The following is a 12,996-nucleotide window of genomic DNA, read 5'->3' as shown; positions in this document are numbered from 1 at the left end:
CCGCCGTGCCATGGACGTTGTCTGTCCTGTGGCTGTCCCGTCGCTGTTCCGGCCCCTTCCCGGGCAGGCGAGTGCCCATGGCGTCGCGCGAGCTGCTCCGTTTTGGTGATTTCGACTTCGATCCCGCCAGCGGCGAGTTGTGGCGATCGGGTGAGCGCGTGCACCTGCAGGACCATCCCTGCCAGGTGCTGGAGCTGCTGCTGACCCATGCGGGCGAGGTGGTCACGCGCGAGGCCATGAAGGCTTGCCTCTGGCCGAACAGGACTTTCATAGACACCGACGTCGGCCTGAACACGGCCATGCGCAAACTGCGCGCGGCGCTGGGCGACGACAGCGAGACGCCGCGCTATGTCGAGACGCTGCCGCGCCGCGGGTACCGGCTGCTGGTGCCGGTCGTGCGGATCGCCGAGCCCATGGGGGGCGCATCGGCGATGATCGGGACGGCCGATGCGGGGGGTGAGCGTGCGTCTCCACGCTGGCGCCGTCGTGTCGCGTGGCTGGCCCTGGCCGGCATGGTCGCGGTGGCCATGGCCGCGCTGGTGGGGCTGGGCCCCGACCGGCGTCCGCGCGCATCCGCGGTGCCGCGCACGATCGCCGTGCTGCCGCTGGCGAACCTGTCCAACGACCCGTCACAGCAGTACTTCGCCGACGGCATGACCGACGCGCTCATCACCGAGCTCGCCCGGCAGGACGGGCTGCGGGTGCTGTCACGGACCACGATGCTCGGCTACCGGTCGCCGGACCGGCCGCTGGCGAAGATCGCCCGGGAGCTCGATGCGGACGTGCTCGTGGAAGGCAGCGTGCTCCGCCAGGGGAACCGGGTCCGCATCACCGCCCAGCTCGTGGACGCACGCGACACCCACCTCTGGGCCGAGTCCTACGAAGGAGACCTGCGCGATATCCTCGGCCTGCAACAACGCATCGCCGGCCGGATCGCCCGCGAGGTCGTGGCCGAGGTCGCCCCCTCGCGTGCCCCGCCCCCGCCGAAACCGGTGGATCCCGCCGCCTACGATGCCTACCTGCATGGTCGTCACTTCTGGAACAAGCTCACCGACGAATCGCTGGCGACGGCCATCGGCCATTACCAGCGCGCGATTGCGCTCGATCCGGAATTCGCCCCGGCCTACGTGGGCCTCGCGGATGCCTATCTGGCCATGGCGAACTTCGGCGGGGAGCCGCATCACCGGGTCGTTCCGCTGGCCCGCAAGGCGGTGATGCGCGCGCTCGAGATTGACGACGGCCTGTCCGATGCGCACAGCACGCTGGGGCAGATCCACGCGACCTACGACTGGGACTGGACGGCGGCCGAGCAGCGGTTGCGCCGGGCGCTCGCGCTGGATCCAGGCAATGCCTTGGCACACCAGCGCTACAGCCTGTTGCTGCTGGCGACGGGGCGCCGCCGCGAGGCGCTGGCGGAAATCCGGCAGGCGGCGGCGCTGGCCCCGCTTTCGCCGTTCGTGCAGGGCGGGCTGTGCCGCCACTACGTGTTCGTGGACCGCCTGGACGAGGCGATCGCGGCCTGCCGGCACACGCTGGAGCTCGACCCGCTGTTCTGGCCCGCGTCGAGCTTCCTGCGGACCGCCTACGCCCGCAAGCGCATGGACCGGGAGTGGGCGCGGGAATGGGAGCGCGCCGCGCTGCTGCGCGGCGACGCCGAGCGTGCGCGCGAGGTCAGACGCATCTTCGACACGCAGGGCGGGGAGGGGCTGCTGCGCTTTCAGCGGGCCCAGTCCATCGAGCAGTGCCGGGCCGGGGCGATGCCTCCTGCGTACTGCATCGAAACCCATGTCGCGGCCAACGATCTCGACGCGGCCTTCGCCGCCATCGAGCAGGCGCTGGAACAACGCGACGCCTACTTGCTGGTGGTGGACGTGGATTCCGTCTACGCGCCCTTGCGCGCCGATCCCCGCTACGCCGACTTCCGTCGCCGCCTGGGCCTGCCGGACGCGCCGGTGGCGTCGCAGGCGACCTCCGGACAGGCGCAACGCGCGCAGGCGGCCCGTCAGGCGCCGTAGCGGACCTCCACGATCGCGAACCGGGTCAACCCGGCCGGCAGCATCGCCTCGAACTCGTCGTCCACACGCTTCTTGAGCATCGCGCGGGCGAGCGGGGAGTCAATGCTGATCCAGCCGCGGCGGGCGTCGGTCTCGTCGGGCCCGACGATCCGGTAGCAGCTCAGCTCGCCGTTGGCGAGGTTCTCGATCTCGACCGTGGCGCCGAAGAACACCGCCTCGCGGTCGGCGGGCGCGGCGTCCACCACGCGCAGCACCTGCAGGCGCTTGGTCAGGTAGCGCACCCGGCGGTCGATCTCGCCGAGCTGCTTCTTGCGGTAGGCGTACTCGGCGTTCTCCGAGCGGTCGCCCTCGGCGGCCGCGGCGGCGAGCGCCTTGACCACCTCGGGCCGGCGCACCCGCCAGAGTTCGTCCAGCTCGGCCTTGAGGCGTTCGTGGCCTTCGCGCGTGATCAGCGCGGTGCTTTTCTCGGGAGGGGGTCGCCAGCGGCCCATGGTGCGGACAGGTGCATCGGGCGGCCGGGACCGGCGTTGCGGCGCGGTCCCGGCCGGAGGACGGGCGCGTTATTGTGCGGCACGCGCCAGCTCGTAGGGCAGGCCGCTCTCGATCGGGCCGCCGGCGGTGTCGAGCAGGCGCAGGCGGTCCTGGGACAGGATCGCGTACAGGCGGTCGTCCTGGTCCTTGCCGTTCGGATCCAGGCGCAGGCGCTTGCCGTTCTCCTCGGCGGTCCAGGTGCCGTTGCTGGCGTACGGGCCGCCGCGCTCGAGATAGGTCTCCTCCAGCGTGTAGCTGCCGTCGGCCTCGAGCTGGAGCCGGGTTTCGATGCCCGGGCAGTCGGCGCAGGGCAGGGTGCCGCGGAAGATCCCGGCGAAGCCCTTGCTGTCGAAGCCGGCGCTGGCCGCGTTGCCGTGGTCCTCGACCGCGATCGCGTCGGTGCCGGCGAGCGGATCGTCGGCCGGCGCGGCTGCATCGGCCGGGGCGGGCAGCGCGGCCGTGGCGCCGGTCTCGGCCTCCGGGGCCGGTGTTGCCGTGGCGGAGGCCGGATCGGCCCCGGCCTCCTGCGCCGGCGGCGCTTCGCGCTGGCAGGCGGCGAGCGCAAGCAGCAGGAAAGCAGCGAAGGCGGGCATTTTCGAAGACATGACTGGCGGTTCCCGTGTCGTTGTCGAAGAAGCTTGATCCGTGATCATCCGTGGCGGTCCGTGGCGAAGCCTTCCTGTGTCAGGCACGGCAGCGCCCCGGAGTGCGGCCACCGACTGCGCACTACCGGACTGTGCGCGCTCCGCTGCGGACGTTGACGGGGACGGGCCGATTCTAGACACAGCCTGCGCATCCCGGCGAGCGCGCCTTGCCGGGCTCGCGCGTGCGGCGCTACCCTGCGGCTTCCCCCGCCGCATCGCAACCTGCATGAACACGATCGCCGCGCTCGCGGGCCGTTGCACGCTCGCCCTGGCCCTGCTTGCCGCGCTCGACGCACACGCCCAGTCGCGCCGCGACAAGGCCGCGATCGAGGCGCTCGAGCAGCGCATGGCGGCCGCCGAGAAGCGCTACCAGGACGCGCTGGTGAAGATCGGCAACGCCGATCCGGCGGGCACCGCCGAGGCCGACGCGGCGCTCGAGGACATGGAGGACGTGGTCGCCGCCTGCCTGAAGCAGCGCGGCTGCCACGTCGCGAACATGCTCGCCGGGTGGAAGCGCCTGCTGAAGGCCAACGCCGACGCGGCCGCGGCGGAAGACGCCGAGGAGGAGGAAGCGGAGGACGGGGAAGGCGCGATCTCGCCGATCGCCGCCGACGTGCCGGAGGCCGCGCGCGCCGCGCACCTGCTCGCGCCCGGCCACCGCTTCGACGAGATGGTGCAGTACAACCCGGCGGTGCAGGCCGCGATCCGCCGCTGGCTCACCGACATGCGCGGCGCGCTGATCACCAGCTACGAGAACTACCAGTACATGCGCCACCTGATGTGGCCGCATTTCGAGCGTTCCGGCCTGCCCGAGGCGTTGCTGTTCGGCATCCTCGCCAAGGAGTCGAACGGGCGCGTGCATTCCACCTCGCGCGCGGGCGCCGCCGGGCCGCTGCAGTTCATGTACGCCACCGGCCGCCGCTTCGGCCTGGGGCCGGACGGCAACGGTTTCGACACCCGCTACGACCCCTACGCCTCGGCCCAGGCCGCCGCGCGCTACCTCAACGAGCGCATGGCCGAGCTCAACCGCAACATCGAGATGGCGCTGGCCGCCTACAACGGCGGCGAGGGCCGCGCCCTGCGCGTGCACACCGCCAGCGGCGGGCGCGGCTTCTGGGATGCCGACGTGTACGAGCAGTTCCCGGCCGAGACCCGCGACTACGTGCCGATGGTGATCGCCGCGGCCTGGCTGTACCTGCATCCGCGCGAATACGGCCTGAGCTTCCCCAAGGTGGACGCACGCCCGGCGACGCTGCGCCTGGCGCGCACCGCCTCGATCTACGAGCTGACCATTTGCCTCGGCAACCGCGGCGAGCGCGAGGGCTACATGCGCGTGCTGCGCAACCTCAACCCGCGTTTCGAGGCCGACGCCTGGATCCCCGCCGGCACGCCGCTGAATGCGACTGCGAAGATCGTCGGCCTGTACAACCGTTACTGCATCAGCGGCCCGCGCGCGGAACTGGCCGCGCAACTGGTGCGCAGCGACCCGAACGCGGCGATCGTGCGCGTGGGCGAGGTCACCCGCGTGCCGGACGCTGCCGCGCCCCCGGCCGCCACGCCCGCGGCGCCGCAGCAGTACCAGGTGCAGCGCGGCGAAACCCTGTTCTCGATCAGCCGCAAGTTCCAGTGCGCGCCGATGGAGCTGGCGCGCGCGAACGGACTGGACGGCCCGCGCTACCTGATCCGGCCGGGACAGCAGCTGATGCTCGAGGGCTGCCAGGCCAAGTGATCCGGGTTGTCAGATTTTTCTGACACGGTGGTGCGGCGGCGGGAGGTTGTGCTGCCGCCGCACGCCTTTGTAGGCTGTGCATCACGAAACATACGGAGGTGTTTTCGTGACGATTCGCGTCTTCCTGGTGGACGACCACGCCCTGGTGCGGGCCGGCATGCACATGATCCTGTCGGCGCAGACCGACATTGCGGTGGTCGGTGAGGCCGAGAACGGCGAGGAGGCCCTGCCGCAGATCCGGCGCCTGAAGCCCGACATCGTGCTGTGCGACCTGCACCTGCCCGGCGTGAGCGGGCTGGAGTTGACCGAGCGCATCGTGCGCGGCAACCACGGCACCCGGGTGATCGCGGTGTCGGTGCTGGAGGAGGGGCCGTTGCCGCGGCGCCTGCTCGAAGCCGGGGCGAGCGGCTACGTCGGCAAGGGCGGCGATGCCGCCGAGCTGTTGCGGGCGGTGCGGGACGTGGCGCTGGGCCGGCGCTATCTCGCCAGCGGGGTCGCGCGCCACCTGGCCCTGTCCGGCATCCGCGGCGAGGCGTCGCCGTTCGACGCGCTGTCGCCGCGCGAGCTCGAGATCGCGCTGCTGCTCAACCAGGGCCTGCGCCAGTCGGTGATCGCGCGCCGGCTCAACCTCAGCGCCAAGACGGTCAACACGCACAAGACGCGCCTGTTCGAGAAGCTCGGCATCAGCGACTGCATCGCGCTCGCGCGCCTGCTCGGCCAGCACGGGCTGACCGAGCGGGCGTGCGCCCTGTGAGCCTGCCCCCGCCGGGGTGATGGCCGGCATGCGCGGAGCATGCCGGCCGGGGGGCATCGTCCGGGGACGTCGGCCGGAGCGGCAGCGATCCGGACTCAGGCGCCGTGAGGCCGGGCCGGCTCGCCTTCGCCGGCGTCGCCGCCGGCGGGCTTGGCGGGCCGCTCCGCGGGGAGCGGGGCGGCGGCCCCGTCCGTCCCGGCGTCGGCGGCCGCTTTGGCGGTGTCTGCGGCGGGCGTGTCTGCGGCGGGCGGCGCGAACAGGTCGGCCGCTGTCGCGACGGGGATCGGCGCCGGCGCGGCCGCCGCAGGGGCAGGCGCCGCGCGCGTGCCGGCGGCGACTTCGCGCAACGGCGCCGGAGTCGCCAGCGACGGCGGCGGTTGCAGCCGGGTCGGCTCGCGCAGCGGCTCCAGGCCGGCCGGATGCGCCGCCGGCTCGGACAGCGCCGAGGCGAGAGCATCCACCAACCGTTCCGCGGGCGCGTTCGACGCCGTGGGGGCCAGCCTGGGTGCCGTGACCATGGCGCTTGCAGCGGTCGGCGCTGCGGGGGCGGGAGCCGCTTCGGCGCTGACCGGCGCCGCCGTATCGGCTGCGGCAGGCCGCTCCGGAGCAAGCTGGGGCGCGACGGCGGGTGCGGACGGGGCGGGTGCCGGCTCGACGGACGCGGGCGTCTGCGTGTCCGCGGGGGGCGGAGGCGGTGTCACGGGCGGCTGTTCCCGGGCCGGTTCGACGGGAGCGCTGACAGAGGGTGCGACGGTGACGGGTGCGGCCACCGCAGGCGCGACGAGGGCCGGTTCGGCGGCCGGCCGCGCCGGTGCCGCTTGCGCTTCATCCTCGAAGTCGAACTCGGGCTGGGCGCCGTGCGGGGCGGCCGGCTCGTCGCCCTCGCCGGCATCGGCCTCGTGCGCCAGCGCATCGGCGCCGGCCGCGGCTTCGGCACCACCGCGACGGCGGCGACGGCCGCCGCGACGTCCACGCCGGCGGCGGCCGCCTTCCTGGGTGCTGGCACCCGCGGTTTCGGTCGCCTCGGGCGTGGTGGCCGCGGGCGTGCCGGGGGCGACGACGGCCGCCGCTACGGCGGCTGCGGTGGCGACATCGCCGGAGTCGCTCGGCGGGGCGGACTCGGGAGCCGGTGTCGACGCCGGACGCGGCTCGACCTGCGCTGCGGACACCAGCTTGGGTTGCGCGGGTGCGGCGGCGGCCTGCGCTGCCGTTTGCGCGGCGCGCTGCGGCTCGCCCTTGGCCGGCTGCGGAGTCTGCTTCTGAGGCTTGGGCGTCTGCTTCTGCGGCTGGGTGACGGGCGTCTGTTCGTTGCGCGCAGGCTGCTGCTGCGACCGGGCCGGTTGCTGCGCCTGCGCGCCGCCGCGACGTTCCTCGCGGCGCTGCTGCTCGCGGGCCTGCTGCGGACGGCCACGCTGTTCGCGGCCCTCGCGACGCTCGCCACGGCCGCCGCGCTCGGGGCGACGCTCTTCCCGGACGGGCTCCACGGATGCGGGCGCCGGCTGCGCGCCGCGGAAGAAACGCAGGATGCGCTCGACCAGGCCCACCGAATGGGTCGGCGTGGCCGGTGCCGGCACCGAGGCCGTCATGGGCACGGGCGCCGGCATGGCCGGCGGTGCGGCGTCCTCGCGTGGCTCGCGGATCGGCGCCGGCTGCGCCGGCTTGACGTTGGTCACCGCCGGCGCGGCCGGGATGTTGAGGTTGGCCTTGGTCAGGGCGATGGTCGGCAGCTTGCGCGGGGTGGTGCGCTGGTAGCTGGGCTTGCTGGTCTCCTCGCCGAGCTCGTTCTCGCGGATGCGGGTGACCTCGTAGTGCGGGGTCTCGAGCTGGTCGTCGGCGACGATCACGATCGGCGCGTCGTGGCGCTGCTCGATCTCCACCAGCGCGCGCCGCTTCTCGTTGAGCAGGTAGTTGGCGATCTGCGGCGGCGCCTGCACCAGCACCTGGCCGGTGTTCTCCTTCATCGCGTGCTCCTCGGCCACGCGCAGGATGGACAGCGACAGCGACTCCACCGAGCGCATGCGGCCGTGGCCCTCGCAGCGCGGGCACACGATCTGGCTGGCCTCGCCCAGGCTCGGGCGCAGGCGCTGGCGGCTCATCTCCAGCAGGCCGAAGCGCGAGATGCGGCCGATCTGCACCCGCGCGCGGTCGTACTTCAGCGCGTTCTGCAGCCGGTTCTCGACCTCGCGCTGGTGCTTGTTCGACGACATGTCGATGAAGTCGATCACCACCAGGCCGCCGAGGTCGCGCAGGCGCAGCTGGCGGGCGACCTCCTCGGCCGCCTCGAGGTTGGTCTGGAACGCGGTCTCCTCGATGTCGCCGCCGCGGGTGGCGCGGGCGGAGTTGACGTCGATCGCGGTCAGCGCCTCGGTCTGGTCGATCACCAGCGCGCCGCCGGAGGGCAGGCGTACCATCCGCTCGTAGGCGTTCTCGATCTGGGATTCGATCTGGAAGCGGTTGAACAGCGGGGTGGAGTCCTTGTACAGCTTGAGCTTGCGCAGGTTGTGCGGCATCACCTGCTCGATGAACTCGCGCGCCTCCTGGTACATCTCCTCGGTGTCCACCAGGATCTCGCCGATGTCGGCGCGCATGTAGTCGCGCAGGGCGCGGATGATCAGGCGCGACTCCTGGTAGATCAGGAACGGGGCCGGCTTGCTCAGCGCGGCCTCGGCGATCGCCTTCCACACCTGCAGCAGGTAGTCGAGATCCCACTGCAGTTCCTCGGCGTCGCGGCCGACGCCGGCGGTGCGGATGATCACCCCCATGTCGTCGGGGATGTTCAGCTTGTCCAGCGCCTCCTTCAGCGCGGCGCGGTCGTCGCCCTCGATCCGGCGCGAGACGCCGCCGGCGGTGGGCGAGTTGGGCATCAGCACCATGTAGCGACCGGCCAGGGAGATGAAGGTGGTCAGCGCGGCGCCCTTGTTGCCGCGCTCCTCCTTGTCCACCTGCACGACCACTTCCTGGCCTTCCTTCAGCAGCTCGCGGATGGACGCCTTGTGCGGGTCCACCCCGGCCTGGAAGTAGTCGCGGGAGATCTCCTTCAGCGGCAGGAAGCCGTGGCGCTCGGCGCCGTAGTCCACGAACGCCGCCTCGAGCGAGGGCTCGAGCCGGGTGATGCGGCCCTTGTAGATGTTGGACTTCTTCTGTTCCTTCGACGGCTGCTCGATGTCGATGTCGTACAGCGTCTGGCCGTCCACGATCGCCACGCGCAGTTCTTCCGCTTGCGTGGCGTTGATCAGCATGCGCTTCATTGTCTGCGTTCCTCGCGCGCTCTCCCTGCCCGAAAGCAGGCGCGCGGCAACGCCTGGGCGTCTTGCCTCTGGATACCGCCGGCCGCTCCGGCGCGCAGGCGCGTCCGGGGCGACGTCAAGTCTTCCAGCGCTACGCACCACGGCGGGCCGCGGGAGCGCTTGTCGTTCTGTTGCGGGCCGGCGTCGCGCTTGCGGCGCGACGCGCGGGTCGTGTTCATCAGATGGTGTGAGCCACCGCGATGGCCGGGCCTGCCGTCGAGCCGCTAACATGGCCGCCCCGGGGGCGGTGGTCGCGCGCTGCGTCGGGTTCGCGGGAGGCGGGCTTTCGGCCCGGAACAATCTCCCTGCGGAATCAAACCCTTATCTCGCCAGCCGAGTGTAGCAGATCAGGCCCGACGATGCCCCGTTCAGTCTCAGCCGAGCGCCCCGGTGCCGGCGCCCGGATCGTGCGGGTGCCCGAGGATCGCGCCGGGCAGCGCCTCGACAACTTCCTCCTCGGCCAGCTCAAGGGCGCGCCGAAGTCGCTGGTGTACAAGCTGGTCCGCTCCGGCCAGGTCCGGGTCAACGGCGGCCGGGCCAAGGCCGATCGCCGGCTCGAGGGCGGGGACGAGGTCCGGATCCCGCCGCTGCGCCTGGCCGAGGAAGGTGAGCGCGGACCGCCGCCGAAAGGGCTGCTGGCAGCGATCGAGGCGGCGATCGTGTACGAGGACGCGCGCCTGCTCGCGCTCGGCAAGCCGGCCGGCGTGGCCAGCCACGGCGGCAGCGGCGTGTCGTTCGGGGCGATCGAGGCGCTGCGCGCGCTGCGCCCGGGGCAGACGCTGGAGCTGGTGCATCGGCTCGACCGCGACACCTCCGGGCTGCTGGTGGTCGCCAAGAAGCGCTCGGCGCTGACCGAGCTGCAGGCGCTGATGCGCGAGGAGGGCGGGATCGCCAAGCGCTACCTGGCGCTGCTGGTCGGGCGCATGCCGGATGGGGTGATGAGCGTGGACGCGCCGCTGCACGTGGGCCTGCGCCAGGGCGGCGAGCGGCACGTGCAGGTGCAGGCCGCCGGCAAGCCGTCGCTGAGCCACTTCCGGGTGATCGAACGCCGCGGCGGGCATTCCTATTGCGAGGTGCGGATCGAGACCGGCCGCACCCACCAGATCCGCGTGCATGCGGCGCACATCGGGCATCCGGTGGCGGGCGACGAGAAGTACGGCGACCCCGAAGCCAACCGTCGCCTGCGTGAGCAGGCCGGGCTCAGGCGCATGTTCCTGCACGCGTCCACGCTCGAGTTCGCGCTCGACGGCGGGCGCGCGCCGTACCTGCTCGATGCGCCGCTGCCGGCGGAGCTGGCCGAGGTGCTCGACCGGCTCGGCTGAACGCCCGGCGGTGCGTCAGTCGGCGCCGGCCTGGCCGCGGCGCAGCGGATCCTCGAGCATCAGGCACTGCGGCGGCGGCGGATCCGGCGGGGTGAAGCGCATCGGCACGCGCAGCTGGGTCTTGACCGGCTTGCCGCCCGCGGTGGCGGGGCGGAAGCGCCAGCGCTTGACCGACTCCTGGGCGAGGGCGTCGAGCGTGGCATGGCCGCTGCTGCGTTCGAGCTTGCTGGCCACGATCGTGCCGTCGGGGCCGATGGTCACCAGCAGCACCGCTTCGCCGCCGATGCCGTCGCAGGCGATCTCCTCGGGGTACTCCGGCGGCGGCGTGTCGAGCGCGACCGGCGGAGTCGGCGGAGGCGGCGGCGGAGCCGGCGGCGCGGGCGGGGCGTCCTTGCCGCAGGCCGCCAGGGCCAGGACGAGCAGCGCGGGCACGAGACGGGGCATGGCGTTCATACGGTGGCTCCCTGTGCAAGCGCGTCCGCCTTGGCCGCGCAGATGAAGTCGTTCTCGGACAGGCCGCCGACGTCGTGGGTGGAGTAGCGCACCACGCAGCGGTCGTAGTGCACGCCGAGGTCGGGGTGGTGGTCCTCGCGGTGCGCCATCCACGCCAGCGCGTTCACGAACGCCATCGTCCGGTAGTAGTCCTTGAACGGGAAGGTCTTGACCAGCGCATGGCCGTTCTCGGCCAGTTCCCAGCCGGGAACCTCCGGCAGCAGCTCGCGGATGCGGGCTTCGCTGAGGCGGTGTTCGCTGCCGCGGCGCGGCAGGCAGTGGGCTTGGACGAGCGGGACGAGGTCGGCGGCCATGGCAACTCCGTGGGGGCGGCGCGGAACGGAAGCTATCGGATCGGGTCTCAGGCGGGCGTCAAGGCGCGGTACAGGGAATCGGCCCGGCTGCGCCCGGTAGAATAGCCCGCATGATCCAGATCTCCGAAGCTGCCCAGGCCCACTTCCGCCGCCTGATCGAACGCGAGGCGCTGCCGGGCCTCGGCGTGCGCCTGTCCGCGCTGCATCCGGGCACCGCGCGCGCCGACGTGCGCCTGGAGTTCGCCGAACCGGGCGACCTGCACGGTGACGAGTGGGCGATCGACTGCGAGGGCTTCACCCTGTGGGTGGATGCGCCCAGCGTGCCGTTCCTCGACGCGGCGGAGATCGATTACGTGCAGCAGCCCACCGGCGGCCAGCTGCAGATCCGCGCGCCGAAGATCAAGGGCGAGGCGCCGGGTGAAGCGGCCTCCCTCGTCGAGCGCGTGCGCTGGGTGGTCGAGCACGAGATCAATCCGCAGCTGGCGATGCACCGCGGCCACGTCGCGGTGCAGGAAGTGACCGCCGAGGGCGTGGTGGTGCTGCGTTTCGGTGGTGGCTGCCATGGCTGCGGCATGGCCGACGTCACGCTCAAGCAGGGCATCGAGCGCACCCTGCTCGAACGCGTGCCGGGGGTGACCGCGGTCCGCGACGCGACCGACCACGCCAGCGGCGCGTCCCCGTACATCCCGCGTGACGCCGCATAACGGACCGCGGCGCGCGTGTTCACCGCCGCCGACCTGATCGAAGTCCTGCGCCGGCGGCGCACGCTCAAGTCCATCCGTCCGGAAGTCCCCGGCCAGCTGCCGCCCGGCTGGCAGGCATGGCTGGACGCCATGCCGGCGCATGCCGGCGACGTCATCGGGGCGCCGCCCGAAGCGTTCATCGCCGACTTCCTGCGCCGGCCGCTGCGGATTCCGCCGCACCGTGCCGCCACGCTGACCCGTTGGCAGGCCTTCGCCACGCTGTGGCGCCAGCAGTGGCATCCGCCGCCGCCGGAGGAGCGCGGGCAACGCTGGGTCGCGGGCATCTTCACCGTGCTGCTGCACCTGGTGTTCGCGGTGCTGCTGCTGTGGCTGTCATATGTGCGCTTTGCAATCCCGCCGGTGCCGCCCGAGGGCGATTCGACGGTGCAGGTCGAATACGTCGGCGTCGGCGCGCGCGACACGACCGGCGGTGCGCCGGAGGCTGCCGGGGCCGCGCCGGTGACGCCGCGGGTGGAACGGGAGCCGCGCCGGTCGAGCGCGGTCGAGTCCGGGGCGCCGACGGTGGAGCCTCCCGCGATCGCGTTGCCGCTGCCGGCCGCACCGCAGCTCCAGGTTCCGGTACCGGAAGTCGCGCAGCGCGAGATCGCCGAGCCGACGCCCGCGCGCGCGCCGCAGCCCTTGCAGGTGACCGAGGTGGCCGAGCCCGACCAGGACTTCGTGCTGCCGCCGCCCACGCCAGCGCGCGAGCCCCGGTTGCCGACGCCGGCCCCCGAGCTGCGCGTGCCGGTGCCGGAGATCGCGCAGGCGGAGGTGGTCGCGCCGGTCACGCCGGTGCAGCGCGATCTGCCCACGGCGCCGCTGCCCACGCCCGAACTCGAGCCGGCCGCGCCCGCCGTGACCCGTCGCGAGGTGAGCGAGCCGGCACGTCCTTTGCCGACGCCGGAAGTGCCGGTGCGCGTGGAGGTGTCGCCCGAACTGCGCGCAGCGCCGCCGGCCGTGCGTGCGCGTGAAGTCGCCGCTCCCGCGGCCGGCCCGGATGCTGCGCAACGGGAGAGCGAGGCAACACGCACGGCGCAGGTGCCTGCGCGCCCTGCGCCTGGCACGGCGGCGCCGGCCGCGGCGGGCGCGCGACCGGCGCCGTCGCCCACGCGCGACGGCGCGCCGACGGAGGCGGGCACCGCGGGGCGCGGGCCCACGCCGAGCG

10 protein-coding genes and 1 pseudogene are annotated in these 12,996 nt (G+C 73.0%); 6 read left to right on the top strand and 5 right to left on the bottom strand.

The genetic code is table 11. The features are described from left to right. Positions 1 to 77: 77 nt before the first annotated feature. Positions 78 to 2,015 carry a winged helix-turn-helix domain-containing tetratricopeptide repeat protein gene (locus FPV26_RS00055; RefSeq protein ID WP_147651190.1) on the top strand — a complete coding sequence of 646 codons (1,938 nt, stop codon included), beginning with the start codon at positions 78 to 80 and terminating at the stop codon, positions 2,013 to 2,015. Here FPV26_RS00055 and greB read toward each other — a convergent pair. Together greB and FPV26_RS00045 are read right to left on the bottom strand one after the other, a co-directional pair. Beyond that, complete coding sequence (greB, locus tag FPV26_RS00050) at positions 2,003 to 2,506, bottom strand: transcription elongation factor GreB (RefSeq protein WP_147651188.1); 504 nt, start codon at positions 2,504 to 2,506, stop codon at positions 2,003 to 2,005. The genes FPV26_RS00055 and greB overlap by 13 nt on opposite strands. Before the next feature lie 69 nt (positions 2,507 to 2,575). Further along, entirely contained in the window at positions 2,576 to 3,151 is a 576-nt protein-coding gene (locus tag FPV26_RS00045; protein ID WP_220429049.1) for a copper resistance protein NlpE, read from the bottom strand. Positions 3,152 to 3,416: 265 nt separating this feature from the next. Here FPV26_RS00045 and FPV26_RS00040 point away from each other — a divergent pair, with 265 nt between their 5' ends. Further along, a complete protein-coding gene (locus FPV26_RS00040) occupies positions 3,417 to 4,919 on the top strand; it encodes a transglycosylase SLT domain-containing protein (protein ID WP_147651186.1) in 1,503 nt (500 codons plus the stop codon). A 106-nt stretch (positions 4,920 to 5,025) separates the two neighbouring features. Continuing rightward, a complete protein-coding gene (locus FPV26_RS00035; protein ID WP_147651184.1) occupies positions 5,026 to 5,673 on the top strand; it encodes a response regulator in 648 nt (215 codons plus the stop codon). A 95-nt stretch (positions 5,674 to 5,768) separates the two neighbouring features. Here FPV26_RS00035 and FPV26_RS00030 read toward each other — a convergent pair whose 3' ends face one another. Continuing rightward, positions 5,769 to 8,912: an Rne/Rng family ribonuclease gene (locus tag FPV26_RS00030; RefSeq protein WP_147651744.1), complete on the bottom strand. Its 3,144-nt coding sequence runs from the start codon at positions 8,910 to 8,912 to the stop codon at positions 5,769 to 5,771. A gap of 407 nt (positions 8,913 to 9,319) precedes the next feature. On the opposite strand from FPV26_RS00030, the gene FPV26_RS00025 reads away from it, so the two are divergent. Continuing rightward, on the top strand, positions 9,320 to 10,282 hold the full coding sequence (locus FPV26_RS00025) for an RluA family pseudouridine synthase (RefSeq protein WP_147651181.1): 963 nt from the start codon (positions 9,320 to 9,322) through the stop codon (positions 10,280 to 10,282). 15 nt (positions 10,283 to 10,297) lie between these two features. Here FPV26_RS00025 and FPV26_RS00020 read toward each other — a convergent pair whose 3' ends face one another. Continuing rightward, positions 10,298 to 10,735, bottom strand: a complete 438-nt coding sequence (locus FPV26_RS00020; RefSeq protein WP_246109157.1) for an energy transducer TonB — start codon at positions 10,733 to 10,735, stop codon at positions 10,298 to 10,300. Beyond that, positions 10,732 to 11,088, bottom strand: coding sequence for a 4a-hydroxytetrahydrobiopterin dehydratase (locus FPV26_RS00015; RefSeq protein WP_147651179.1), 357 nt, complete (start codon positions 11,086 to 11,088; stop codon positions 10,732 to 10,734). The genes FPV26_RS00020 and FPV26_RS00015 overlap by 4 nt, the downstream gene beginning before the upstream one ends. A 110-nt stretch (positions 11,089 to 11,198) precedes the next feature. Here FPV26_RS00015 and FPV26_RS00010 point away from each other — a divergent pair, with 110 nt between their 5' ends. After that, positions 11,199 to 11,792, top strand: a complete 594-nt coding sequence (locus FPV26_RS00010; protein WP_147651177.1) for an NfuA family Fe-S biogenesis protein — start codon at positions 11,199 to 11,201, stop codon at positions 11,790 to 11,792. A gap of 15 nt (positions 11,793 to 11,807) precedes the next feature. Next, a pseudogene (locus FPV26_RS12585) lies at positions 11,808 to 12,996 on the top strand (hypothetical protein); the annotation flags it as partial.

This window comes from Vulcaniibacterium gelatinicum (genome assembly GCF_008033445.1).
In the GTDB taxonomy this organism is placed as follows: Bacteria; Pseudomonadota; Gammaproteobacteria; order Xanthomonadales; family Xanthomonadaceae; genus Vulcaniibacterium_B; species Vulcaniibacterium_B gelatinicum.
The sequence above is the reverse complement of the archived record's forward strand: the minus strand, read 5'-3'. Positions and strand labels throughout refer to the sequence as shown.

Excerpts from the sequence above, each read along its gene's own strand:
- FPV26_RS00015 (WP_147651179.1), bottom strand. The coding sequence starts at position 11,088 with ATGGCCGCCGACCTCGTCCCGCTCGTCCAAGCCCACTGCCTGCCGCGC.
- FPV26_RS00025 (WP_147651181.1), top strand. The coding sequence starts at position 9,320 with ATGCCCCGTTCAGTCTCAGCCGAGCGCCCCGGTGCCGGCGCCCGGATC.
- FPV26_RS00055 (WP_147651190.1), top strand. The coding sequence starts at position 78 with ATGGCGTCGCGCGAGCTGCTCCGTTTTGGTGATTTCGACTTCGATCCC.
- FPV26_RS00040 (WP_147651186.1), top strand. The coding sequence starts at position 3,417 with ATGAACACGATCGCCGCGCTCGCGGGCCGTTGCACGCTCGCCCTGGCC.
- greB (WP_147651188.1), bottom strand. The coding sequence starts at position 2,506 with ATGGGCCGCTGGCGACCCCCTCCCGAGAAAAGCACCGCGCTGATCACG.
- FPV26_RS00045 (WP_220429049.1), bottom strand. The coding sequence starts at position 3,151 with ATGTCTTCGAAAATGCCCGCCTTCGCTGCTTTCCTGCTGCTTGCGCTC.
- FPV26_RS00030 (WP_147651744.1), bottom strand. The coding sequence starts at position 8,912 with ATGCTGATCAACGCCACGCAAGCGGAAGAACTGCGCGTGGCGATCGTG.
- FPV26_RS00010 (WP_147651177.1), top strand. The coding sequence starts at position 11,199 with ATGATCCAGATCTCCGAAGCTGCCCAGGCCCACTTCCGCCGCCTGATC.
- FPV26_RS00020 (WP_246109157.1), bottom strand. The coding sequence starts at position 10,735 with ATGAACGCCATGCCCCGTCTCGTGCCCGCGCTGCTCGTCCTGGCCCTG.